Consider the following 23,561-nt stretch of genomic DNA (forward strand, 5'->3'; position numbering starts at 1 on the left):
CTGCTGCCTTCTCCCGCGCTCACTGCGCGATCTGGGTGATTTCGAACGGCTGGGGCTGCTGAGCGGCGTGCGGGTGCTCAGCGCCCGGGTAGACCTTCAGCTTCTTGATGATCTGCCGCGCGAGCTTGTTGTGCGGGAGCATGCCCTTGACGGCCAGCTCGATCGCCTTCTCGGGCCGCTTGGTGAGCAGCTCCTCGTAGCCGATCTGCTTGAGGCCACCCGGGTAGCCCGAGTGCCGGTAAGCGACCTTGGTCTGCCGCTTGTTGCCGGTCAGAGCCACCTTGCCCGCGTTGATGATCACCACGAAGTCGCCGGTGTCGACGTGCGGCGCGAAGGTCGGCTTGTGCTTACCGCGCAGGAGACTGGCGGTGTGGGTAGCCAGGCGGCCCAGAACGACGTCGGAAGCGTCGATAATGTGCCACTGACGCTCGATCTCACCCGGCTTCGGGCTGTACGTACGCACAGAATTACCTTGTCTTGTCGTCGGTCTGGGGTCGCGCGCTGGTCGCGTCGAGAACAGAATCTCAAGCGCTCACACAACAGCAGGCAACAATACCCGGCCGCGCGACACGTGGTCAAAACGAGGTGGGTCCCACAGGACCCCTCACGATATGCCCGCCAAGCATACTCTGCTCTCCCGACGCACCCGAGCCCGGGATCCAAGGTCATCCAGGTCACAGATCAATGCGTCTTAGCAGGCTCGAAACAAACGGGACGCCGAGCCGAAATTCCCCACCGGCACGCTTCCAGGCATGACCAATGGTGCGCACCCCTCGACGACGCGGGCTGAGCGTAGCCCTCGCGTGCGTCGACGGCGCACTATGGATAGGCCACCGTCAGGGTTGAGGACGGACCTGACGGTGACCGCCGGACCTAATCGGTCTGGCGAGGAGAAGTCGCGGTGTGCGCCGAGCGGAGGTACGGCGGAGATCGCAAGCGTGACATGGGAGCGGGTCGACGCTGAGGACGGCGAACTCCGAGCGTGCCCTTCGGTGGACCGTTTGGCCACGCCGCGACTTCTCGAAAAAACATGACCGACCGCGCGGGGGGAACGCGACGGACGGTGATCACTGCGGCCGCCCTGGCCGAGCCGACCGCGTCGCTGTCCGGCTACACGGTCGGGGTTACCGCCGACCGGCGCCGGGACGAGCTGGCCGGGCTCCTGGAGAGCCGGGGCGCCCGGGTGGTGCTGGCCCCGGCCCTGCGGATCGTCCCGATCGCCGATGACGCCGAGCTCAAGGCCGCTACCCGGGCCTGCCTCGACCATCCGCCCGACATCGTGCTGGTCAACACCGGTATCGGCATGCGGGGCTGGCTGGAGGCGGCCGAGGGCTGGGGCCTGGCCGAGCCGCTGCGCGCCGCGCTGGCCCGCGCCTACCTGGTCGCCCGCGGGCCCAAGGCCCGGGCCGCGATCCGCTCGGCCGGCCTGCACGACCAGTGGTCCCCCGAGGGGGAGAGCTACGAGGAGGTCGTCGACCACCTCAAGGCCCGCGGCATCGCCGGCCTGACGGTCGCGCTCCAGTTGCACGGCGAGAGTCAGCCGGAATACACCGAGGCCCTGGAGGCCGCTGGGGCCCGAGTGATCGAGGTGCCGGTCTACCGCTGGGCGGCGCCGACCGACCCGGCCCCGCTGCACCGCCTCGTCGACCTCATCACCGGCCAGTTGGTGGACGCGGTGACATTCACCTCGGCAGCGGCCGTCACAGCTCTCCTGCGGGCCGCGGGGCCCGGTTCCGACGGTCTACTGGCCGCGTTGCGCTCGAACGTCCTGGTGGCCTGTGTGGGCCCGGTCACGGCGGCGCCGCTGAAGCGGCACGACATCCCGGTCGTGGCGCCCGCGCGGGCCCGGCTGAGTGCCCTGGTCCGGACGATCGTCGAGGAACTGCCGAAGCGGGCGGTCTCGCTCGAGGTGGCCGGCCATTCGCTGACCCTGCGCGGCCATGCCGCGGTCGTCGACGGCGATCTGCGGCCGCTCGCGCCGGCGCCGATGGCCGTGCTGCGGGCGCTGGCCGCCACGCCCGGCCGGGTGCTGTCCCGGGCGGCGCTACTTCATGCTCTCCCCCGGGGCGCCGACGAACACGCGGTCGAGATGGCGGTGGCCCGCCTCCGAGCCGGTCTGGGCGCTCCCGGGGTGGTTCAAACGGTGGTCAAGCGGGGCTACCGGCTGCCGAACTAGCCGACGACGGCCGGATAACCCCCGGACTGCTCGGCCACCAGGGTGGCCATCGCGTGCTCCACCACCTGCACCAGGACCGCCTTGACCGACTCACGGTGGCGGGCGTCACACATCACCAGGGGTACGTGCGGCGGGATCGCCAACGCCTCGCGCACCTCGTCCGGCTCGTAGCGCGGCGCGCCGTCGAAGCAGTTGAGGGCCACGATGTACGGCAGGTGCCGGTTCTCGAAGTAGTCCAGCGGCGCGAACGCGTCCGCGATGCGGCGGGTGTCGACCAGGACCGCCGCACCCACGGCACCCCGGATGAGCTCGTCCCACATGAACCAGAAGCGGGTCTGCCCGGGGGTACCGAAGAGGTAGAGGATCAGGTCGTCGGCCATGGTGATCCGGCCGAAGTCCATCGCCACCGTGGTGGTCTCCTTGCCGGGCACCTTGGACGCGTCGTCGACGCCCTGCCCGGCCGAGGTCATCAGCGCCTCGGTGGTCAGCGGCTCGATCTCGGAGACGGCACCGACGAGCGTCGTCTTGCCGACGCCGAAGCCGCCCGCAATCACGATCTTCGCGGAGGTGATCTCCCTGGGTTGCGCCCCCGCCCGCTCAGAGCTTGCGAAGTCCACTCAACACCCTTTCCAGCAGATCCATCCGCTCCGTGAAGCCCTTCTTGGGAGCGGCGCTGTGCAACGACAGCAGTCCGTCGGCGACCATGTCCGCGACCAGCACCCGCGCCACGCCCAGCGGTTGCCGGGTGAACGCGGAGAGCTCGGCCAGGGACTGCGGTTTTGCCTCGCAGAGCACCGCGATGCGGTACTTGTCGTGCCCGGCGAACCGGGCCTCTTGTAAGGCGGCCTGGCTGGCTACCAGGATCGCCTCGATCGGAATGTCACGGCGTGGCTCGGTCCGTCCGCGAGTGACCGCGTACGGGCGAACCAGGTTGCCCCGTGGGTCCTGTGGTTGCCCCATGACGCGATCACCCCCTCTCCGGCGGCCGCCGGCTAATGACTGACGGTCTCGCGGGGAGCCGGCGTCAGCGCGGCACCCACCCGCTCAACGAGCAACGCCATCTCATAGCCGACCTGACCCACGTCGCAGCTGCGCGCGGCGAGCACGCCCATCGACGAGCCGTCGCTGACCGACATGAGGAAGAGGTAACCACTCTCCATCTCGATGATGGTCTGCTGGACGGCACCGGCATTGAACATCCGGGACGCACCCTCGGTGAGGCTGACCACCCCGGAGGCGATGGCGGCGAGCTGGTCGGCCCGGTCGGCCGGCAGATCACGCGAGGACGCCAGCAGCAGTCCGTCCGCCGAGACCGCCACGACGTGGGCGATACCGGCAACGCTGTTGGCGAAGTTGTTGAGCAGCCAGCCCATGTCCTGCATGGTGGGGGGCCTGGTCACTGGTCCATCTCCTTAGCTTCGAGGGCGGTCTCGGCACTGCCGTCCGTCCGCCCGCGTTGCACACCACGGTGGTACGCGGACAGGAGTCCTCGAACCTCGTCGGGGCTGCGACGGTTCTGGTTGCGCGGTCCGCTCTGCACGCCGCCGGGCACCAATTGTGCCTGCGGTACGCGCTTGGGCAGTCCGGAGCGGGTAGTGCCGGCGTCGACCGGTTCGGCAGCCGCCATAGCTCGCTGCCACCCCACGTCCGCCGCCGTCTTCCATCGGTCCTCGGCCGCCGGACGCGGCTTCGGAACCGATGATCCATTGTGCCCGTTCGCCGCCGGAGCGGGCGCGGGAGGTGCCGCCGGTGCGGGCGGCGGGGTGGGTGCCGCCGCGGGTGCCGGTACGGACGCGGGTGCGGGTGCCTGCGGCAACGCGGGCGGGCCCGAGTTGGGCGGCGGCGCGTACCCGGCGGTGGGCATCCCCCACTCCTCCGGAGCCGCTCCCTCGTGGTTACGGAACCAGCTCTGCTGCATCTCCACGAAGATCGGCGAGTCGTTCCGCTCCTCGGCCGGTACCGGCATCTCCTGCACCGGCACCGGAGGCATCGCGGCGAGGGCGGCCCCCCAGCTGCCCGAGTCCGGCTGTGCCGGTGCCGGTGTCGGCGCCATGGGTGCCGGTGTCATCGGGGTGAAGCCGTTCATCCCGCCCTGCGCGGTGACCGGCTGGGCCACCCGGGTGGGCAGCGGCGGCCGGTTCGGCGTGGGCGCGGCCTCGGGGGCCGGGCGCTGCGAGGGGAACCGCGGCAGCTGCGGGTGACTGGGAGCGGACACCTGCTGCTCGCGCTCGCGCCACGGGTCCGGGGCGATCGCCGGCAGCGTGGCGGTCGCGGCCCGGGCGGCCATCGCGTCCCAGCCGCCGGCCGGCGCGGAGCCCAGCTCCGGGAACTGCCCGCTGTTGGGGAGCTGCCCGTCCCGCCGGTTGGCCACCACCACGATGCTGCTGGGCAGGATCACCTGGGCGACGGTGCCGCCCTCGAGGTTGGCCCGCAGCTCGACCCGGATGCCGTAGCGGCTGGCGAGCCGGCCGACCACGGCCAGGCCCATCAGCCGGAACGCGGCCACGTCCACATTGGGTGTCTCGGAGAGCCGCCGGTTGAGCTGGTCCATCTGGTCCTCGGACATGCCGAGGCCGCGGTCCTCCACCTGGACCACCACGTAGTCGCGGATGCGCCGGGCGTCGGCGACCACGGTGGTGGTGGGCGGGGAGAACCGGGTGGCGTTGTCGAGCAGCTCGGCGACCAGTCGGACCACGTCGTTGACGGCGAGCGCGGCGATGGCGATGTCGGTGTCGACCGTGCCGAACTCGATGCGGTTGTAGAGCTCGACCTCGGACTGACTGGCCCGCAGGGCGTCGACGAGCAGCGCGTCCTCGCGGCGCGGCGGGCTGGAGTCGGCGCCCGCCAGCACCAGCAGGTTTTCGTCGTTTCGGCGCATCCGGGTGGCGAGGTGGTCGAGCTCGAAGAGCCGGGCCAGTCGCTTCGGGTCTTCCTCGGTGCGCTCGATGCTGTCCAGCTCGCCGATCATCCGGTCGACCAGGGACTGCGAGCGGCGGGCCAGGTTGAGGAACATGGCCGAGACGGTGGTGCGCAGCGCGGCCTGCTCGGCCGCGATCCGGACGGCCTCACGGTGGACCACGTTGAACGCCTGCGCAACCTGGCCGATCTCGTCGCGGTTGGTGAGCCGGATCGGGTCCCGCAGTTGCCGGACGATCTCGTCGGCACCGCTCTCGCCGAGGGTTCGGGCGTCGCGCAGCCGGGCCACGGCATCGGGCAGGTCGCGGTTGGCCACCGCCAGCGCACCCTCCCGCAGCCGGCGCAGCGACAGGTTGAGCGATCGGGCCAGAACCACCGCGAGCGAGATGGCCACGATCAGCACGAGTACGACCAGTGCGGCCTCGAGCGCGGCCTGCCGGACCACCGAGTCGGCCTCGTCGCCGGCCAGCTTGAGGTCGTCCGTCTCGAGTTCCTGCTCGGCCCAGCGCATCAGGTCGACGACCGCGCCGAAGGACTGGATGATCTCGTCGGACGGGACCGCCACGCCGCGACCGAGCTGGATCGAGACCTGGTCGGCCAGGTTGACCGCGTCACCGGTGACCACGTTGTCCACCAGGGACTGCTGCTCGGTGTCGGCGAACGCGGCGAAGGTCAGCAGGCCTTCCTGCTGGCTGGTCTGGGCCGCAATGAACGCGGTGCGCTGCTCGGCGCTGAGGTCACCGGAGACCAGGGCCGAGTAGGAGAGCGCCTCGAGTTCGGCGGCACCGGCCTTGGCCTTGGCGAACGCGCTGGTGGCCCGGAGGCTGTCGCCGACCTGGTCGTCACCGGCGTACTGGCTGACCGCCTCGCCGTACCCGAGCAGGTCGGTGAGAACCACGCCGTAGCGCGACATGGTCTCGGCGACGCCGAGCCCTTCGCGCTGGCTCACCTGGTTGCGGGTGGCGTTGAGGGTGTTCAGGTTGTCGTCGATCTGGACCAGCCGGGCCTGTACCGCCTCGGCCGGCTCGTCGAGCGCGCGGCGGTGGGCCCGGTAGATCTCGATCTCGGCGTCGGTGGCCTTCACCCGGGCGGTGTAGTTGTCCACCTTGGCGCCCTGGGTGGCGAGGTACGCCGCGGCGGCCATCCGCTCGCCGTGCAGCAACTGGGTCAGCGTCGAGACGTCGGTGCCGACCTCGGCCAGTTTCTCGACCTGATTGGCCTCGGTTGCGCGTTGACTTACATCGACCAGCCGAGCGGTGGCGAGCACGACAACCGCGGCCAGCGGTACAAACAGAATGAGAGCCAGTTTGGCGCGGATCCGTGCGTCCCGAAGCCGGGGAAAGACACCACGGCGCGCCACCTGGGTCGAAGATCCGGTGCTCACGACTTCTCCTCCGTGGTCTTCCCCGTGTCTCCTCGCCCGCACAGGAGCCTGCGGCCCGGCGATTTCATCAGAGAGCGCAGTCGTTTGGGAAGTCTGGCTCTGCCCGGAAACAAACTTGTTGTCCGATGAGTAACCAGCCATTCGGATCCACATTCGACACGGACGCCGCTTTGACGTGCGCGAATGTCCGAGAGGACACAGAAAGTGATTGCACGGTTACCCAAAACGGTCAAGATTCCAACCAATATGTGAGACGACCGTCCCGTCACGACGCTGCGCACCAGCTTGACCAGCCGCCTTCACGTTGGCAAGGTTTGCCGCGATCCGCCGGACATACTGTCCGCATCTCCCCTCGAGGAGGCACCGCAGTGAGGCTCCCTCGCCTCGCCACGGCATCCGTCGTGGCCTCGACGCTTCTCGTCGCCGGTTTGGCCGGCTGCACATCGGACGACGGGGACTCGGGCGGTGACGGCGGCACCATCGTGATCGGTGCCGACCTGAACAACTCCTCCACCGTGGACGCCGCCTACGGCCGCGCACTTCAGCTGCGGATCGACCAGGTGAACGCGTCCGGCCGACTGGGTGACCGCAAGTTGGAGTTGCGCACCCAGGACAACCGGGCCGACGTCGCCACGTCGCTCCGCAACATCAGCGCGTTCGCCGACGACCCGTCGGTGGCCGCGATCGTGGCCGGTTCGTGCGATCCCTGTGCGGTGAGCGCGGCCAAGACGATCAACGACAAGAAGATCCCGACGATCGCGCTGGCCGCCTCCGACGAGGTCGCCCAGCCGGTGACCGAGCGGCCGTACGTCTTCAAGCTCGGCCCCAACTCGGCCGACAGCGCCGCGACCATGGTCACCGAGCTGCGCCGCCTCAAGGTGCCCAACGCGTCGATCCTGCACACCGACGACTACTACGGCCGCGGCGGCGACAAGGCCCTCGAGGCCGAGTTGACCAAGGCCGGCATCCCGGTGATCGGCACCAGCTCGGTGAAACCGGCCGCCACCGACATCACCCAGGCGGTCGGCACCCTGCTCGACGGCCAGCCGGCCGCCCTGCTGGTGCTGGCCGGGCCGGAGCAGTCCGCGCTGGCGGCGAAGAGTGCCAAGGCGGCCGGCTTCACCGGCCGGGTGTTCTTCGACGCGGCCGCCGCGAGCGACATGTTCATCCCGAACGACGAGGCCGCCGCGACCAACAACACCACCATGGTGTTCACCCAGATCCTGGCGGTCGACGACGTCATCGCGACGACGCCGGCCAAGGCCGCCCGCAAGCAGTGGTTCCGCGACTACATCTCGCGGTACGGCGGTTACTCGGGCGTCGCCTCGTTCGCGGCCGACGCGGTCGACCTGATCGCCGCGGCGGTGGTCCGGGTCGGCGGCAACCGCGAGCAGATCCGGACCATCGTGGAGACCTCTCAGGTCGACGGCCTCTCCGGCCCGATCCGGCTCACCCCGGCCAACCACTCCGGACTGATGCCGCAGGCCCTCACCCTCCTGGTGGCCCGAGCAGGCCGCTGGCGACTGGCATCCTAAAGATCAACCGATCACGCAGCGTCACACGTCTAAACCTGCCTTAAGAATTTGGGTCCGGAGTGGCGGCATCGGGCGGGAGTTCCGTAACCTCCCCGACATGGCATTCCGGACCTCGGCCAAACTGTTAGGGGTCACGCTCGGCGTGGCCGCGCTGGCCGGCGCGAGTCAGCTCGGGCTGGCGTACGGGCTGGGCATCGTGCGCCTGACGCGCGTGCTCGACCTAACTGCGCGTGACCAATGGACAGCCGAGCTGGCCTGGGTCGCCTGGCTGGCGATGACCTCTGCGGTAATCGGCGGCATGGCCGGCCGGCCGCACCTGCCGACGACCTCGGGAGCCGGCACCCGGCTCGGCACCGCGGTCGCGGCCGGCCTCGGTGCCGCCATCGTGGTGCCGCTGACCATGCAGCCGGCCCGCACCGCGACGGTCGCCGGGGTGCAGCCGGCCTTCGTCATCGGGGTGTGCGCCGTACTCGGCGCCATCGCCGGCCTCTTCGCCGCGTACGCCGCGCTGAGCCGCCCGGTGGCCCGCTGGAGCTTCCTCACCGTCGGCATCGCCGCCTGGGCGATCGCGATCCTCTCGGCGGTTCCCTCGCTGGCCCCCGGCAAGACCCTGCCGGCGATCCGCCTCGGCGTGATCGACGCGGCGCTCCTCCCCGACTCGGTCACCCAGCGGACCGCGCTGTTCACCATGCCGGCCCTGGCCCTGATCAGCGGCATCGCGCTGGGCTGGCGAGCACGCCGGCGCGACGCCTCCACGCTGACCATCGCGCTGACCGGCCTGCCCGGGCCGGCCCTGCTGACCGCGGCCTACCTGGTCGCTGGGCCGGGCACCGGCGACGACGGCTTCCAGGGAGTGCCCTATTGGGCGGCGATGACCGCGGCCGGCGCCGGAGTGCTCGGCTCGGTGCTGGCGGCCGTGTTGCGCCGCTCGCCGGAGAGCGGTGGCCCGACCCCGAACCGCCCGCCGCTGACCAAGCGCGACCCGGAACCCGACTCGGCGATCGCCCAGGCCGGTACCGGTACCGGTACCGGCGCCGCGGCCGGCCCGCCGACGCCGGTCGAGATGCCGCCGTTCGACGGTTTCAAGGCCAATCCGGCCAACGCCAATCCGGCCAAGGCCCAGGGCCGGGCGCAGCCGCAGCAGATCAGCCCGCCGCTGGCCACGCCCACCCCGATCGCCCCGCCGCCCCAGGTGAAGGCACGCCGCCAGGCCGAACCGGACGGTGTCGCCGAGTGGGTAAGCGGTCTCGGCAACGGCTGATCGATGTAACGAAGTAACGCATAGACGAACATAGATGGAATGACCAGCCGGAGATGTACCGCTGAGTACATTGATTGGTGACGATGTTGTCTTCGGGGTCAACCCCGACCCCCTAGACGGCATCGGAGTCCGATCATGCTTACTGACCGGCAACCCCGCACCCGCCTCGGCCGGCTCCTCGCCGGCCTCGCGCTCGTCTTCGCCGTGTCCGGCACCGGCCTGGTGGCGCCGGCCGTGGTCGCGCCGACGCACACCTCCGCCGCCCAGGCCGCGGTCTACTCGACCTGCACGATCTCCCGCTGCTCAGCGGCCCGCACGGCCCGCACCGGCTGGAGCTCGCTCGGCTGGCCGACCAGCGCGGGCTGGTACTCCTGGCCGTACGGCCAGTACAACTACACCGGCGGTACATTCCAGAACCGCGAGGGCCAGCTCCCGGCGAACGCCAGCTACAACGAGTACGACGTCTACTCCCGGGCCCGCGGCGCGAGCCGGGACGCGTACCGGATCGTGGTGAACCGGTCGACCAAGGAGACCTGGTTCACCCCCGACCACTACGTCAACTTCTACAAGCTCTGACCGGATGCAGGCGGGGCCTCCGAAAAAGCAGGCCCCGCCTGCACCTCCACGTAGACCTTCCCGCCCGAAGAGAGAAATTCGTCCGATTTGTCGCGCATACCCCGCGCCTTCAACTCATGCGAGATCTTCATCGAGCAGAACTTCGGCCCGCACATCGAGCAGAAGTGGGCCGTCTTGGCCGGCGCCGCCGGCAACGTCTCGTCGTGGAACGCCCGCGCGGTGCCCGGATCCAGCGCCAGCTCGAACTGGTCCTCCCAGCGGAACTCGAACCGCGCCTTGGACAACGCGTCGTCCCAGTCCTGCGCCCCCGGATGCCCCTTGGCCAGGTCGGCCGCGTGCGCCGCGATCTTGTAGGCGATCATCCCGGCCTTGACGTCGTCCCGGTTCGGCAGCCCGAGGTGCTCCTTGGGGGTGACGTAACAGAGCATCGCGGTCCCGAACATGCCGATCATGGCGGCCCCGATGGCCGAGGTGATGTGGTCGTAGGCCGGCGCGATGTCGGTGGTGAGCGGCCCGAGCGTGTAGAACGGCGCCCCGCCGCAGAGGGCAACCTGCAGGTCGACGTTCTCCTTGATCTTGTGCATCGGCACGTGACCGGGACCCTCGACCATCACCTGCACGTCGTGCTCCCAGGCCAGGTGGGTCAGCTCCCCCAGGGTCCGCAGCTCGGCGAACTGCGCCGCGTCGTTCGCGTCCGCGATCGACCCCGGCCGCAGCCCGTCGCCGAGCGAGAACGTGATGTCGTACTCCGCGAAGATCCGGCAGAGCTCCTCGAAGTTCGTATAGAGGAAGTTCTCCTGGTGGTGGGCCAGGCACCAGGCCGCCATGATCGAGCCGCCGCGCGACACGATCCCGGTGACCCGGTCGATCGCCAGCGGCACGTGCGGCAGCAGCACCCCGGCGTGCACGGTCATGTAATCGACGCCCTGCTCGGCCTGCTCCAGAACGGTGTCCCGGAACAGCTCCCAGGTCAGCTTGATCGGATCCCCGTTGACCTTCTCCAGCGCCTGGTAGATCGGCACCGTCCCGATCGGCACCGGCGAATTCCGGATGATCGCCTCCCGGGTCTGGTGGATCCGCGGCCCGGTCGACAGGTCCATCACGGTGTCCGCACCCCAGCGGGTGGCCCAGGTCAGCTTCTCCACCTCTTCGGCCACCGACGAGGTCACGGCCGAGGTGCCGATATTGGCGTTGACCTTCACCAGGAATCGCGCCCCGATCACCATCGGCTCCGATTCCGGATGGTTCCGGTTGGCCGGCAGAACGGCCCGCCCGGCGGCAATCTCCTCCCGCACGAATTCGGCCGAGACCCCTTCCCGGATCGCGGCGAACTCCATTTCCGGCGTGACAATTCCAGACCGGGCAAACCCCAATTGGGTACGCCCATCGCTCCACCCCGACCGCAACGGCGGCAACCCGACCTCCGGGTCACTACCCGGACCGGACGTGTCGTACAGCCGAACCGAGGACGCATCGGTCAACTCGATCTCGGTGAACGGCACCCGCAGCTCGGGGCGGGCCCCTTCGACGTACACCTTTCGCCGCATCTCTTCTCCCCAAATAGGTACTAATCGGACGGACGACGGCAGCACGAATCCCCGGACCGGGCCGAGAGCGACACCGTCAGGCGAAGTGGTTCAGCGGTCCGGGCCCGGCGCCCAGCCGCCACGAACGACCGCCGGCCAGCGCCGCGGTCACGTACTTCTTGGCGGCGAGCACGGCCGTGGGCACCGGATCACCGAGCGCCAGCCGCACCGCCACCGCCGAGGAAAAGGTGCACCCCGACCCGTGGTTGTTTGTGGTTTCCACCGGTTCGCCGTGCAATACCGACGTCTCGCCGTCGCCATGCAGCACATCCATCGCGAGCTCGCTGCCGGTCACCACCACCGCCCGCGGCCCGCCGGCGGCAAGCCGCACGGCCGCCGCGATCATTTCCTCGGCCGTCTCGCACCGGCTTCCGGTCAGGGCGGCGGCTTCCTGCCGATTCGGCGTCAACACACAGGGGTACGCGAGGAGCGGTTCCACCGAAGCGGCCGCCGCGAGCCGGGCCCCCGAGGTGGCCACCAGCACCGGGTCGACGACCAGGTTCGGCAGCTGGGACGCCCGATCGAGCAGCAACTCGGCGATCGCCCGATCCCCGATCATGCCCACCTTCACGGCCGCCACCGGAAAGTCGGCGAGCACCGCGTCGAGTTGCGCCGCGACGATGTCCACCGGCACCGGATGAATCGCGGTGACCCCGAGCGTGTTCTGCGCGGTGATCGCGGTGAGCACCGAGGTCCCGTAGACGCCGAGCGCCGCGAACGTCTTGAGATCCGCCTGGATCCCGGCTCCCCCACCGGAGTCCGACCCGGCGATGGTCAGCACCACCGGCGGCGTCACCGGCGGCCCGCCGATCCGGCCCGGGCCGCGCCGAAGGCCGTCGCGAGCGTCCGCGTCACCCCTTCCGGGTCGGCGGCCCGCATCACGGCGCCCATCACGGCGATCCCGCGCGCACCGGCCTCCGCGCAGGCCGCGGCCCGTTCCGGCGAGTCGACCCCGCCGAGGGCCAGCCACGGCACCTCGCCCGCGAGCAGCGCCGCGTCATCCGGCCCGAGCGCCGGTCCGTAGCCGGGCTTGGTCGACGTCGCGAAGATCGGCGACAGCGTCACGTAGTCCTCGATGGACAGACCCGGCACGTCGTGGCAGGACCGGCCGATCAGCGACACCCCGGCCACCGGCAGCGGGTCGGCCTCGGCCAGGTGGACCGCGTCGGCGCCGAGTGGGTCCGGCCCGGCCACGATGAGCCGGCCCGGGGGCAGCAGTTCGCGCAGCGACACCGCGAGTGCCCGTCGTTCGGCGTACGGCAGATCGCGTTCCCGGAGAATGACCCACGCGGCGCCGCCGCGGACCGCCCGGGCGACCACGTCGAGAAGCGAGCCGGAGGCGAGCCGCCGGTCGGTGAGCAGCACCAGACCGCTGGGCGTCACCACCGGGCCAGCCCGTCGTCCGAGGTGGACGCGACCGCGTGGAAGCGGCGCGGAATCCGCCCCGAGGTGTACGCGAGCCGGCCACCGGCCACCGCGTGCCGCATCGCCGCCGCCATCCCGGCCGGGTCGTCGGCCCGGGTGATCGCGCTCGCGATCAGCACCGCGTCGCAGCCCAGCTCCATGGCGAGCGCCGCGTCCGAGGCGGTTCCGATGCCGGCGTCGAGAATCACCGGGATCTCCACCGACTGCCGGATGAGCCGGATGTGGTGCGGGTTGGAGATGCCCAGCCCGGAACCGATCGGCGAGCCGGCCGGCATCACTGCGGCGCACCCGACGTCGGCCAGCCGGCGAGCCAGGATCGGGTCGTCGGTGGTGTACGGCAGCACGGTGAACCCGTCCGCCACCAGCTTCTCGGCCGCCGCGAGCAGTTCCACCCCGTCCGGCAGCAGGGTCCGCTCGTCGCCGATCACCTCGAGCTTGATCAGATCGGTCTCGAACGCGTCCCGGGCCAGGTGGGCCGTCTTGATCGCGTCGCCGGCCGTGTAGCAGCCGGCCGTGTTCGGCAGCACTCGCACGCCGAGCCGGTCGAGCAGCGGCAAGAGCCCTGGTCCGGCCGCGTCGACCCGCCGCAGGGCGACGGTGACGAGCTCGGTGCCGGAGGCCCGGATCGCCTCCTCCAGCGCGCTGAGGCTGTTTGCTCCGCCGGTGCCCAGGATGAGCCGCGAATCTCCGAAGAACATCGTCATCCCCCCTGCGCCGCGGTCAGCACCTCGACCGCGTCGCCGTCCGCGAGCCGGGCATCGTCCCAGGTGCTGCGGGGTACGACGGTCCCGTTGACGGCGACCGCCACCCCGCGCCGGGCCTCGGTCAGCCGCTCGACCAGAGCCGCCACCGACAGGCCGTCCCCGCTTTCCAGGTGCTCCCGTCCGTTGACCGTCAACCGCATCAGAACCTCCCCGGCGCGAAATGCTCGAGCAGCGGATCCGCGACCCCGTCCAGGACCAGCCCGGCGATCAGGTCGGCGGTGATCGGCGCCAGCAGCACGCCGTTGCGGTGGTGCCCGGCCGCGACGATCACCCGGTCGTCGAGGCGGCCGAGCAGCGGCGCGTTGTCCGGTGTCCCCGGCCGGTGCCCGACGGTGGTTTCGGCCAGCTCGCACTCGGCGAGATCCGGCACCAGCTCGATGGCCGCGCGCAGCAGGTCGTGCACTCCCCCGGCGGTGACCGTCCGGTCGGCGCGCTCCTCCTGGGTGGCACCCACCACGATCTCGCCGTCTTTTCGCGGCACCAGATAGACGTGCCGGCCGTCGACCGTCGCGTCGAGCACGTGCCGCAGCAGACCCGGTTCCCCGCGCAGCCGCAGCACCTGGCCCTTGACCGGCCGCACCGGCAACCCGGTCAGGGCCGCCGTCCCGCAGCCGGCCGCGACGATCACGGTCTCGGCGTCCACCTCGGACAGTTTGTCGACACGCTTGCTCACGACGTGTCCGGCGAGCCGCTCCCGCAGGGCCAGCACCACCCGGCGCGGATCCACCTGCCGCTCGGTCGGCGAGTACACCCCGGCCCGGACCCGGGGCGACAGCGCCGGTTCGCGTTCGCGCAGCTCGGACGGGCGCAGCAGGGGAAGTTTCTGCCGGGTCCAGACCCGGGCCGACTCGGCCAGGTCGTCGGCGGTCATCGCGAGGCTGAGCGTCCCCGTGTCGTCGTAGCCGACATCCACCCCCAGCTCCGCGGCGAAGCCGGGCCAGCGCTCGTTCGACGCCTCCAGCAACCGGACCAGGTGCGGTTCCTCGTGGGTGGCCTCGCCGCCGGGCGCGAGCATGCCGGCCGCGACGAACCAGGCCCCCAGCTCACCGTCGTCGAACACCACGACGTCGGCGCCGCCCTGCTGCAGCCGCCACGCGATCGACAGCCCGATGATCCCGCCACCGACAACCGCGACCGACCCACCGCGGGTCATGCCGCAACACCGAGCACGCGCAGGAATTGAGCGGTCGACCCGGCCGGGTCGGCGGCGATCGCGGAGATCGCGGCAACGCCGTATCCCGGCAGGTCAGCTGCGTTCGCGGCGGTGATCCCGGCGATCGCGATCACCGGCGTGCCGGGCACCGCGTCGACCACGGCGGCGAGTCCGGCCGGCCCGATCGGCGGTGGCAACCCGGCCTTGGTGGTGGTCGCGAACACCGGCCCGACGCCCAGATAGCTGGCGCCGTCGGCCACCGCGGCCCGCGCCGAGGCCGGGTCCCGGCAGGTGGCGCCGAGGATCGCGGCCGGCCCGAGCACCCGCCGCGCGGCCGCCACCGGCAGATCTTCGGCGCCCACGTGCACGCCGTCGGCCCCGGTCGCGATCGCCACCCCGACCCGGTCGTCGACCAGGCAGAGCGCGCCGGCCGCCCGGCAGAGTTCCAAGGCGGCGACGGTCAGCTGATAGGCGTCCCGGTCACCGGTCTTGACCCGCACCTGAATGGCGACCGGCCCGTGGCCGAGCGCTCCGCGAACCACGTCGAGCGAGTCGGTGATGATGTGAAGACGAGGAAACACCACAAACGCTCCTCCCTGCGCCGGCATGATCCGGATCAGGTTCGACGGTCGGGGGCTGCAACAGCCCCCCTCTCAGCCCGGTGCACCGGACTCCCGTGGGGTTTTGTCTTTCTCGTCTCGGACCATAACCGCCCGCAGGCGACTCGCGCTACCTAACGTCCCAGACCGGTTCGGGCGTCTCGACGACCTCGTTGTCGCCCTGGAACAGCACGAAGCGGTCGAAGGAGCGGGTGAACCAGCGGTCGTGGGTGACCGCCATCACCGTTCCCTCGAACTGCCGCAGGCCCTCTTCCAGCGCTTCCGCCGAGGCCAGGTCCAAGTTGTCCGTCGGCTCGTCCAGCAGCAGAAGAGTCGCACCGGACAGCTCCAGCATCAGCACCAGGAACCGTGCCTGCTGCCCGCCGGAAAGCGTGCCGAACCGCTGGTCACCCTGCCCGGCCAGCTCGTACCGGTTGAGCGCCTTCATCGCCCCGGCTCGATCCATCCCGGACCGGTGGTCGTCACCTCGCCAGAGGATCTCGACGAGCGTGCGGTCCACCAACTCGGGCCGGTCGTGGGTCTGCGAGAAGTGCCCCGGCCGCACCCGGGCGCCCAGCCGGGCCACCCCGTCATGCGCGACATAGGACAGAGGCGCGCCGTCGACCGGCTTGTTCTCCGCCTCGGGATCGCTGCCACCGGCCGCGAGCAGCCGCAGGAAGTGCGACTTGCCGGTGCCGTTGGCGCCGAGCACCGCGACCCGATCGCCGTACCAGATCTCCAGGTCGAACGGGAAGGTCAGATTTTCCAGCTCGAGCCGCTCGCAGATCACCGCGCGCTTGCCGGTGCGGCCGCCGCGCAGGTTCATCCGCAGCGACTGCTCCTTGGGCGGCAGCGGCGGCGGCCCGGCCTCCTCGAACCGGCGCAGCCGGGTCTGCGCCGACTGGTACCGAGAGGCCATATCGGAGTTGTAGGCGGCCTTCTGCTTGTACATGAACATCAGCTCGCGCAGCTTCTGATGCTCCTCGTCCCACCGCCGCCGGTTTTCCTCGAGCTTCTCGTGCCGGTTGACCCGCGCCTCGTGCCAGGACGCGAACCCGCCGGGATGGGTCCACGCGCCGCCGCCCTCGACCGCCACCACCCGGTCGGCGGTCTGGGCCAGCAGTTCCCGGTCGTGCGACACGAAGAGCACCGATTTCGGCGACTCCCGCAGTCGCTGCTCGAGCCAGCGTTTGCCCGGCACGTCGAGGAAGTTGTCCGGCTCGTCGAGCAGCAGCACCTCGTCCCGCCCGCGCAGCAGCAGGTCGAGCGCGAACCGTTTCTGCTGGCCACCGGAGAGAGTCCGGACCGGACGGTGCCGCACCTGCTCCCACGGCTTGTCGAGAATCGCCACCGCCACGGTGTCGAACAGCACCTCGACGTCGTAGCCGCCCACCTCGCCCCAATGCGCGAGGGCGTTGGCGTAGGCGAGCTGGGTGCGCTCACTCTCGTCGAGGGCCGCGGCGGCCGCGGCGAGCCGCGCACCGGCCGCCCGCAGAGGTGGTTCGACAAGCGAAAGAGCAAGATCCTCGAGGGTACGGTCGTCGCCGATCATGCCGATGAACTGGCGCATCACGCCCAGCCCGCCGGACCGCGCGATGCTTCCGGTCTGGGTCGGCAGATCGCCGGCCACCAGCCGCAACAGCGTGGTCTTGCCGGCTCCGTTCGGCCCGACCAGCGCGACCTTGGCGCCCTCCCCGACCCGGAACGACACGTCGGCGAACAGCTCCCGGCCGTCCGGCAGCACGAATCCGGCTCCGGCGACGTCCACATAACCCATGGGGACGCATTCTCCCGTCTGCGGGCGCCGCGGTCAGCCGGTTTTCCGGCGCACCTTGAGCACGCGATAGGCCTTCTGGCTGGCCATCCGCTCGACCTGCCAGCCGAGGTCGGTGAGCCAGGTGTGCAGCGAGTCACCGCCGAGATGCCGGTTGATCACCAGCCAGGCCACCCCGTCCGGCGCGAGCCGGGGCAACCAGCGCTCCATGATCGCGTGCAACTCGGCCTTGCCGACATGCGTCGGCGGATTGCTCCAAATCTGATCAAAAACAACCTCGGCGGGTACGTCGTCGGGGCCGGCCACCCGCAGGCGATCCGCCAGGCCGAGCCGTTCCGCGTTCTCCGCGGTCAGTTCCCGGGCCCGCGAGTTCACGTCGACCGCCCACACCGTCGCTTGCGGCGACTCGGTGGCCAGCACGCTCGCGATCGGCCCGTAGCCGCAGCCCAGGTCGAGGAACACCCCGGTCGCGGCGGCGTCCGGCAGGCCACCCTTGCGCAGCAGGACGGCGGTGCCGGGGTCGAGCCGGCCGGCCGAGAAGATGCCGGACGCCACCACCAGGGTGTAGTCGCGGCCGGCCGCGTTGAACTCGATCTCGCCGCGCTGGGCGGGCGCGGACGGTTCGGCGCTGAAGTAATGCTCGGCGGTCACCCCGCAAGTTTGCCGCCGCAGTAACGGGTCACGGCCACCGGGGTGCCGCACAGCCTGTGCGTTCATCGATCACCTTGCGCTTCTAGCGTTGAATGCATGCTGTACGGGACCCCTCCCCGCTACGAACACCACTCCTCCGCTCGCGGCGGCCTCGCCCTGTTTGTCCGGGGCATCGGCGGCATGGGTTCCGGCCAGCACCGGCCCGCGCCGCGCACCGTCGGCCGTGACCGGATTCCCCGGCGGCCACGCCGGCGAGCGCCGCACGAGCCCGAACGCACCGCCCAGTTCATGGTCCGCGGGCTGGCCGCGCTGATCCTTCTCGGCCTGGTGGCGATGACCGGGTTCTTCGCGCTGGCCGGCGAACGCCAGCCCGACGCCGAGGCGGCGACCGATCCCTATCAGGCCGGTCTGCTGTCCTCCCGCTCGGTGGACACCGCACCGCTGACGGTCGAGGAGGTCTTCCCCGATCAGCACGAGGTGCGGCCGCCCGCGGCCCGGCCCTACCGCATCAACCTGACCCACACCGACGCCGACTGCCGTACGGCTACCACCGGCGACCTGGGCGGGCTGCTGATCGCGCACGGTTGCAGCCAGGTGGTCCGGGCCGGGCTGATCGCGCCGTACGAGGGTTACGAGGTGACCGCCGGGCTGTTCAACCTGGCCGACGCGGCCGGGGCCGGCAATGTGGACGAACAGCTCCGGCAGATGGTGGAGACCGGCGACGGCAACTTCGCCACGCTGCCGGCCGCCCGCACCGACCCGGACGCCCTGCCGACCTCGCAGGTGGGCTGGCGGGCCCGCGGCCACTACCTGCTCTACTGCGTGATCACCCGCTCCGACGGAAAGCTGGTGACCAGCGACGACCCGGTGGCGGTAAAGATCACCGGCGACCTGGTCGACGCCTACCTGGGCACCACGGTGCTGGGCCGGCGGGCGGCCAGCGCCTAGGCGCGCAGCCGCCGGGTGGCGTCGGCGCGGGCCGCGTATTCGGCCTCGGCCGGGTAACCGACCTCGACCAGGGTGAGTCCATTGGCCGGGGCCACGGTCACCTCACTGGACCGTTCGCGCAGGGTGAGCAGCTTCGCCGGCCAGTCCGGCTCGCGGCGCCCGTCGCCCACCGTCAGCATCGCGCCGACCAGGCTGCGCACCATGGCCTGGCAGAACGCGTCGGCCTGCACGGTGGCCACGCAGACGCCGTCCGGGTCGCGCCGCCAGTCCAGCCGGTTGATCGCCCGGATCGTGGTGGCGTGCTCCTTGCGCTTGCAGAACGCGGCGTAGTCGTGCTCGCCGACCAGCCCGGCCGCGGAAGCGTTGAGCAGATCGAGGTCCAGCGGCCGCACCCACCCGAGCGTGTCGTGCCGCCGAAGCGGCTCGGGCCCCCACTTGGTGTCCGAGACCCGGTACTCGTACCGCCGGAACGTAGCCGAGAACCGCGCGTCGAAGCTGTCCGGCACGGGGGTGATGACGCGAACCCGAGCATCCGGCGGCATCAGGGCCGCGAGCCGCCGCAGCAGCGACGCCTCCAACTCGGTCCAGGCCTCGGCCGGCAGGTCGATATGGCAAACCTGACCGGTCGCGTGCACCCCGGCGTCGGTCCGGCCGGCCACGGTCAGGCCCAGTGGAGTTTCGGCACCCACCAGTCGGCCCAGCGCCTCCACAAGGACCCCGGCGACCGTGCGCCGACCCGGTTGCACCGCCCACCCCGAGAACTCGGCTCCGTCATAGGAGACGTCGAGTCTCAAGCGGATGGATTCCGTCACGCGAAACTCCCGTTTTCGGCCGCGACCAACGACGGCGCTGGGGCCTGTCGAGGCGGCACTTTTCCATGTCCGTACCTATAAAAAGAGCGCCCGACACCAAAGGGTGCCGGGCGCTCATACAAAGATCACGCCTTGGCGTCGTCGCCTTCGGCCTTGTCGCCGGACGCGTTCTCCGGCGCTTCGGCGTCCTGGTCCGCCTCGACCTCAGCCGCGGGAGACGCGGCCGCGGGGGCCTCGTCCTCGCGGGCCAGGGCCTCGACCTTGTCCTGCTGCGCCGCAGCCTTGCGCGCCGCCGTCTTCTTGGCGGGCGCGGTGGTGGCCGCGACCTCGAGCTCCTCGACCAGCTCGATGACCGCCATCGGAGCGGCGTCACCCTTGCGCGGGCCGGTCTTGGTGATCCGGGTGTAGCCACCCGGCCGGTTGCCGTACCGCGGAGCGATCTGCTCGAACAGGGCGTACACGACGTCCTTGTCCTTCACGGTGGCCAGCACCCGGCGACGGGCGTGCAGGTCGCCGCGCTTGGCCTTCGTGATGAGCTGCTCAGCCAGCGGACGGAGCCGCTTGGCCTTCGTCTCGGTGGTCTTGATCTTCCCGTGCCGGAAGAGCTCGGTGGCCAGGTTGGCCAGGATGAGCTTCTCGTGCGACGGGCTGCCGCCGAGGCGGGGACCCTTGGTGGGCGTGGGCATTTCGGATGCTCCTTGTGGATGGCGCGGCGCCAGAGCTTACAGCTGCTCGGTCTCGCGGTAGTCGTCGGTGTCGTAGTCCACGTCGCCGAACGAATCCACGACGTGCGCCGGGTCGAAGGACGGCGCGCTGTCCTTGAGTCCCAGGCCCATTCCGGCGAGCTTCATCTTGACCTCGTCGATGGACTTCTGGCCGAAGTTCCGGATGTCCAGAAGGTCGGCCTCCGTACGCCCTATCAACTCGCCCACGCTATTGATGCCCTCGCGCTTGAGGCAGTTGTACGACCGGACGGTGAGGTCCAGCTCCTCGATCGGCAGGGCCAGGTCGGCAGCAAGCTGCGCGTCCTGCGGGGACGGGCCGATGTCGATGCCCTCGGCGGTCTCGTCCAGCTCGCGGCAGAGGCCGAACAGCTCGACCAGGGTCGAACCGGCCGACGCCAGCGCGGTGCGGGGCGAGATGGACGCCTTCGACTCGACGTCGATGATCAGGCGGTCGAAGTCGGTGCGCTGCTCGACACGGGTCGCCTCGACGCGGTAGGTCACCTTCATGACCGGCGAGTAGATCGAGTCGACCGGGATGCGGCCGATCTCAGCGCCGGTGTTCTTGTTCTGCGCCGCCGTGACGTAGCCACGGCCCCGCTCGACGGTGAGCTCCATGTCGAGCCGGCCCTTGCTGTTGAGCGTGGCCAGCTTCAGGTCGGGGTTGTGCACGGACACGCCGGCCGGGGGCTGGATGTCACCAGCGGTGACGTCGCCCGGGCCCTGCTTGCGCAGGTACATGCTGACCGGCTCGTCGTGCTCGGAGCTGACAGTGAGCTCCTTGACGTTCATGACGAGCTCGACCACGTCCTCCTTGACACCGGGGATCGTGGTGAACTCGTGCAGCACGCCGTCGATCTTGATGCTGGTGACCGCCGCGCCCGGGATGGACGACAGCAGGGTCCGCCGCAGCGAGTTACCGAGGGTGTAGCCGAAACCCGGCTCCAGAGGCTCAATGGTGAACCGGGAGCGGGTCTCGCTGAGCGACTCCTCCGAGAGGGTCGGCCGCTGGCTGATGAGCACGCGTTACTTCTTTCTGTCAGGCCACCCACTATTTGATGGCCGTCTTCATGTTTTTGGGATGCCGACCCAAAGGGCCGGCATCCCAAAGAGCCTTACTTGGAGTAAAGCTCGACGATCAACTGCTCCTGGACCTGCGTGTCGATGACAGCGCGAGCCGGGAGCGAGTGCACGAGGATCTTGAACTCGCTCGGGATCGGCTCGAGCCACGCCGGCACGGTCCGGGAACCGGCCTGAGCCTGGGCGACGACGAAGGGGGTCATCTCCTTCGACTTCTCCCGGGTCGTGACGATGTCGTGCTCCTTGACGCGGTAGGACGGGATGTCCACCTTGACGCCGTTGACCAGGAAGTGGCCGTGCTTGACCAGCTGCCGGGCCATGTCCCGGGACTGCGCGAGGCCGGCCCGGTAAACGACGTTGTCGAGACGCGACTCGAGGATCTGCAGCAGCACCTCACCGGTCTTGCCGGGCTTGGTGACAGCCTCCTCGTAGTAACCGCGGAACTGCTTCTCGAGCACGCCGTAAACGCGGCGGGCCTTCTGCTTCTCGCGGTGCTGGAGCAGGTATTCGGTCTCCTTCGTGCGACCACGGCCGTGCTGGCCGGGCGGGAAGGGACGCGACTCGAACGGGCACTTCGGCCCATCGCACTTGCTGCCCTTGAGGAACAGCTTCATCTTCTCGCGGCGGCAGCGCTTGCAGTCCGCACCTGTGTAACGAGCCATTGCTTCTGTCTCTCCCCTAGACCCGACGGCGCTTCGGCGGACGGCATCCGTTGTGCGGCTGCGGCGTGACGTCAGAGATCTGTCCGACCTCGAGGCCGGCGGCCTGCAGCGAACGGATCGCGGTCTCCCGGCCGGAGCCGGGACCCTTGACGAACACGTCGACCTTGCGCATGCCGTGCTCCATCGCCCGGCGAGCAGCGGCCTCGGCGGCCAGCTGCGCGGCGAACGGGGTCGACTTGCGGGAGCCCTTGAAGCCCACCTGGCCGGACGAGGCCCAGGAGATGACCGCACCGGTCGGGTCGGTGATCGACACGATGGTGTTGTTGAAGGTGCTCTTGATGTGCGCCTGCCCGTGGGCGACGTTCTTGCGTTCCTTGCGCCGGACCTTCTTTACTGCGGCCCCTGCGCGTGCCTTCGGTGGCATAAGTCAGTGCGCTCCTATTACTTCCGACCGGGCTTCTTCTTACCGGCGACCGTGCGCTTCGGGCCCTTACGGGTACGAGCGTTCGTACGGGTCCGCTGTCCACGCACCGGGAGGCCCCGGCGGTGGCGGATGCCGGCGTAGCAGCCGATCTCCACCTTGCGGCGGATGTCCGCGGCGACCTCGCGGCGAAGGTCACCTTCAACCTTGAAATTGCCCTCGATGTACTCCCGGAGCTGTACCAGCTCCTCGTCCGTGAGGTCCTTGGCGCGCTTGTTCAGGTCAATCGAGGTGGCGTTCAGTGCCTCGACGGAGCGAGTGCGACCGATCCCATAGATGTAAGTGAGCGCGATCTCCATCCGCTTTTCGCGAGGCAGATCGACGCCGACGAGTCGAGCCATAAGTGGGCGTACTCCTCAGAATCGTTCGGAGGTCTGTGCCCCTCCCACCCCGCCTGCCCGGGCGGGCCCTGGCCTCCGACCAGGGGTGTGGCCGTCTTTCGACGACTGGGACGAGCTTTGTTCGGTGCCGGATCTGGCAGCCGGGACTAACCCTGGCGCTGCTTGTGGCGCGCGTCGGTCTTGCAGATGACCATGACGCGCCCGTGCCGCCGGATGACCCGGCAGTTGTTGCAGATCCGCTTGACGCTCGGCTTGACCTTCACGGTTTGCCTTAACTCTCAGAACGGACGGGACGATCCCCGCCCTAGCTACTTGTAGCGGTAGACAATGCGCCCACGGGTTAGGTCGTAGGGCGACAGCTCCACGACGACCCGGTCCTCGGGAAGGATGCGGATGTAGTGCTGCCGCATCTTGCCGGAGATGTGAGCCAGCACCTTGTGACCATTCGCGAGCTCCACGCGGAACATGGCGTTCGGCAGGGGCTCGATCACTCGGCCCTCGATCTCGATAGCTCCGTCTTTCTTTGGCATGTCCTCCGCTACCTGACACTGGGGTTCGGGGCTAGCATGCAGCGCCATACCCGAAACAGCGTTTCGGACCAGCCGCGGCACCCGCTTGCCCTCGAAGCGCTGAAGGCATGCGGGAGTGGACGCTGCGCGCCAGCTAGCCAGTGTACGCGCGCCACATCTGCGACACCAAACCGAGGTATCCCTAA

At 70.1% G+C, this 23,561-nt stretch carries 27 protein-coding genes and 1 riboswitch; of the genes, 5 read left to right on the plus strand and 22 right to left on the minus strand.

Going from position 1 to position 23,561, the window contains the following annotated elements:
- Positions 1–19: 19 nt before the first annotated feature.
- Positions 20–463, minus strand: coding sequence for a 50S ribosomal protein L13 (gene rplM, locus Ate02nite_RS10715; protein ID WP_203803030.1), 444 nt, complete (start codon positions 461–463; stop codon positions 20–22).
- 567 nt (positions 464–1,030) lie between these two features.
- Here rplM and Ate02nite_RS10720 point away from each other — a divergent pair.
- A complete protein-coding gene (locus Ate02nite_RS10720; protein ID WP_203803032.1) occupies positions 1,031–2,176 on the plus strand; it encodes a uroporphyrinogen-III synthase in 1,146 nt (381 codons plus the stop codon).
- On the opposite strand, the gene Ate02nite_RS10725 is transcribed toward Ate02nite_RS10720, so the two are convergent.
- The 4 genes from Ate02nite_RS10725 to Ate02nite_RS10740 are packed head-to-tail and all read right to left on the minus strand — an operon-like array spanning position 2,173 to position 6,476.
- Positions 2,173–2,793 (minus strand): GTP-binding protein, encoded by a 621-nt coding sequence (locus Ate02nite_RS10725; RefSeq protein ID WP_203803034.1) that lies wholly within the window; start codon positions 2,791–2,793, stop codon positions 2,173–2,175. The two genes, Ate02nite_RS10720 and Ate02nite_RS10725, sit on opposite strands and share 4 nt — an antisense overlap.
- A complete protein-coding gene (locus Ate02nite_RS10730) occupies positions 2,774–3,136 on the minus strand; it encodes a DUF742 domain-containing protein (protein ID WP_203803036.1) in 363 nt (120 codons plus the stop codon). The genes Ate02nite_RS10725 and Ate02nite_RS10730 overlap by 20 nt, the downstream gene beginning before the upstream one ends.
- A gap of 32 nt (positions 3,137–3,168) precedes the next feature.
- Positions 3,169–3,576, minus strand: coding sequence for a roadblock/LC7 domain-containing protein (locus Ate02nite_RS10735; RefSeq protein WP_203803046.1), 408 nt, complete (start codon positions 3,574–3,576; stop codon positions 3,169–3,171).
- Positions 3,573–6,476, minus strand: coding sequence for a sensor histidine kinase (locus Ate02nite_RS10740; protein ID WP_203803048.1), 2,904 nt, complete (start codon positions 6,474–6,476; stop codon positions 3,573–3,575). Before Ate02nite_RS10740 ends, Ate02nite_RS10735 begins: the two co-directional genes overlap by 4 nt.
- 368 nt (positions 6,477–6,844) lie before the next feature.
- Here Ate02nite_RS10740 and Ate02nite_RS10745 point away from each other — a divergent pair, with 368 nt between their 5' ends.
- The 3 genes from Ate02nite_RS10745 (at position 6,845) to Ate02nite_RS10755 (ending at position 9,848) form a co-directional block, all read left to right on the plus strand.
- A complete protein-coding gene (locus Ate02nite_RS10745; protein WP_203803050.1) occupies positions 6,845–8,011 on the plus strand; it encodes an ABC transporter substrate-binding protein in 1,167 nt (388 codons plus the stop codon).
- A 97-nt stretch (positions 8,012–8,108) separates the two neighbouring features.
- On the plus strand, positions 8,109–9,272 hold the full coding sequence (locus Ate02nite_RS10750) for a hypothetical protein (RefSeq protein ID WP_203803052.1): 1,164 nt from the start codon (positions 8,109–8,111) through the stop codon (positions 9,270–9,272).
- A 135-nt stretch (positions 9,273–9,407) separates the two neighbouring features.
- Positions 9,408–9,848 (plus strand): ribonuclease domain-containing protein, encoded by a 441-nt coding sequence (locus Ate02nite_RS10755; protein WP_203803055.1) that lies wholly within the window; start codon positions 9,408–9,410, stop codon positions 9,846–9,848.
- On the opposite strand, the gene thiC is transcribed toward Ate02nite_RS10755, so the two are convergent.
- From thiC to Ate02nite_RS10800, 9 genes are all read right to left on the minus strand, one after another.
- Complete coding sequence (thiC, locus tag Ate02nite_RS10760; protein ID WP_203803058.1) at positions 9,836–11,395, minus strand: phosphomethylpyrimidine synthase ThiC; 1,560 nt, start codon at positions 11,393–11,395, stop codon at positions 9,836–9,838. The genes Ate02nite_RS10755 and thiC overlap by 13 nt on opposite strands.
- A gap of 76 nt (positions 11,396–11,471) precedes the next feature.
- Entirely contained in the window at positions 11,472–12,230 is a 759-nt protein-coding gene (gene thiD, locus Ate02nite_RS10765; protein WP_203803072.1) for a bifunctional hydroxymethylpyrimidine kinase/phosphomethylpyrimidine kinase, read from the minus strand.
- Positions 12,227–12,820 carry a thiamine phosphate synthase gene (locus Ate02nite_RS10770; RefSeq protein ID WP_203803075.1) on the minus strand — a complete coding sequence of 198 codons (594 nt, stop codon included), beginning with the start codon at positions 12,818–12,820 and terminating at the stop codon, positions 12,227–12,229. Before Ate02nite_RS10770 ends, thiD begins: the two co-directional genes overlap by 4 nt.
- Entirely contained in the window at positions 12,814–13,563 is a 750-nt protein-coding gene (locus Ate02nite_RS10775) for a thiazole synthase (protein ID WP_203803078.1), read from the minus strand. Before Ate02nite_RS10775 ends, Ate02nite_RS10770 begins: the two co-directional genes overlap by 7 nt.
- Positions 13,560–13,763: a sulfur carrier protein ThiS gene (thiS, locus tag Ate02nite_RS10780; protein WP_203803080.1), complete on the minus strand. Its 204-nt coding sequence runs from the start codon at positions 13,761–13,763 to the stop codon at positions 13,560–13,562. Before thiS ends, Ate02nite_RS10775 begins: the two co-directional genes overlap by 4 nt.
- Complete coding sequence (gene thiO / locus Ate02nite_RS10785; protein WP_203803082.1) at positions 13,763–14,776, minus strand: glycine oxidase ThiO; 1,014 nt, start codon at positions 14,774–14,776, stop codon at positions 13,763–13,765. Before thiO ends, thiS begins: the two co-directional genes overlap by 1 nt.
- Positions 14,773–15,384, minus strand: a complete 612-nt coding sequence (locus tag Ate02nite_RS10790; RefSeq protein WP_203803084.1) for a thiamine phosphate synthase — start codon at positions 15,382–15,384, stop codon at positions 14,773–14,775. Before Ate02nite_RS10790 ends, thiO begins: the two co-directional genes overlap by 4 nt.
- A riboswitch (TPP riboswitch) is annotated at positions 15,353–15,464 on the minus strand. (Overlaps the previous gene by 32 nt.)
- A gap of 41 nt (positions 15,465–15,505) precedes the next feature.
- A complete protein-coding gene (locus Ate02nite_RS10795) occupies positions 15,506–17,152 on the minus strand; it encodes an ABC-F family ATP-binding cassette domain-containing protein (protein ID WP_203803086.1) in 1,647 nt (548 codons plus the stop codon).
- A 33-nt stretch (positions 17,153–17,185) separates the two neighbouring features.
- Positions 17,186–17,800 (minus strand): class I SAM-dependent methyltransferase, encoded by a 615-nt coding sequence (locus tag Ate02nite_RS10800; RefSeq protein ID WP_203803088.1) that lies wholly within the window; start codon positions 17,798–17,800, stop codon positions 17,186–17,188.
- A 96-nt stretch (positions 17,801–17,896) separates the two neighbouring features.
- On the opposite strand from Ate02nite_RS10800, the gene Ate02nite_RS10805 reads away from it, so the two are divergent.
- Positions 17,897–18,748: a hypothetical protein gene (locus tag Ate02nite_RS10805; RefSeq protein WP_203803091.1), complete on the plus strand. Its 852-nt coding sequence runs from the start codon at positions 17,897–17,899 to the stop codon at positions 18,746–18,748.
- On the opposite strand, the gene truA is transcribed toward Ate02nite_RS10805, so the two are convergent.
- From truA to infA, 8 genes are all read right to left on the minus strand, one after another.
- On the minus strand, positions 18,745–19,560 hold the full coding sequence (gene truA / locus Ate02nite_RS10810; RefSeq protein WP_203803105.1) for a tRNA pseudouridine(38-40) synthase TruA: 816 nt from the start codon (positions 19,558–19,560) through the stop codon (positions 18,745–18,747). The two genes, Ate02nite_RS10805 and truA, sit on opposite strands and share 4 nt — an antisense overlap.
- A 125-nt stretch (positions 19,561–19,685) precedes the next feature.
- Positions 19,686–20,246, minus strand: coding sequence for a 50S ribosomal protein L17 (gene rplQ / locus Ate02nite_RS10815; RefSeq protein WP_203803108.1), 561 nt, complete (start codon positions 20,244–20,246; stop codon positions 19,686–19,688).
- Between the two features lie 36 nt (positions 20,247–20,282).
- Positions 20,283–21,305: a DNA-directed RNA polymerase subunit alpha gene (locus Ate02nite_RS10820; RefSeq protein WP_020513615.1), complete on the minus strand. Its 1,023-nt coding sequence runs from the start codon at positions 21,303–21,305 to the stop codon at positions 20,283–20,285.
- A gap of 92 nt (positions 21,306–21,397) precedes the next feature.
- Positions 21,398–22,024 carry a 30S ribosomal protein S4 gene (rpsD, locus tag Ate02nite_RS10825; RefSeq protein ID WP_203803112.1) on the minus strand — a complete coding sequence of 209 codons (627 nt, stop codon included), beginning with the start codon at positions 22,022–22,024 and terminating at the stop codon, positions 21,398–21,400.
- 16 nt (positions 22,025–22,040) lie between these two features.
- Positions 22,041–22,448, minus strand: a complete 408-nt coding sequence (rpsK, locus tag Ate02nite_RS10830; protein ID WP_014440747.1) for a 30S ribosomal protein S11 — start codon at positions 22,446–22,448, stop codon at positions 22,041–22,043.
- 17 nt (positions 22,449–22,465) lie between these two features.
- Entirely contained in the window at positions 22,466–22,846 is a 381-nt protein-coding gene (gene rpsM / locus Ate02nite_RS10835) for a 30S ribosomal protein S13 (RefSeq protein WP_203803123.1), read from the minus strand.
- 146 nt (positions 22,847–22,992) lie between these two features.
- Complete coding sequence (gene rpmJ / locus Ate02nite_RS10840; protein WP_015619018.1) at positions 22,993–23,109, minus strand: 50S ribosomal protein L36; 117 nt, start codon at positions 23,107–23,109, stop codon at positions 22,993–22,995.
- A gap of 45 nt (positions 23,110–23,154) precedes the next feature.
- Positions 23,155–23,376, minus strand: coding sequence for a translation initiation factor IF-1 (infA, locus tag Ate02nite_RS10845; RefSeq protein ID WP_007073013.1), 222 nt, complete (start codon positions 23,374–23,376; stop codon positions 23,155–23,157).
- Positions 23,377–23,561: the final 185 nt, after the last annotated feature.

Origin of the sequence: Paractinoplanes tereljensis, from assembly GCF_016862435.1 — a bacterium.
Lineage (GTDB): Bacteria > Actinomycetota > Actinomycetes > Mycobacteriales > Micromonosporaceae > Actinoplanes > Actinoplanes tereljensis.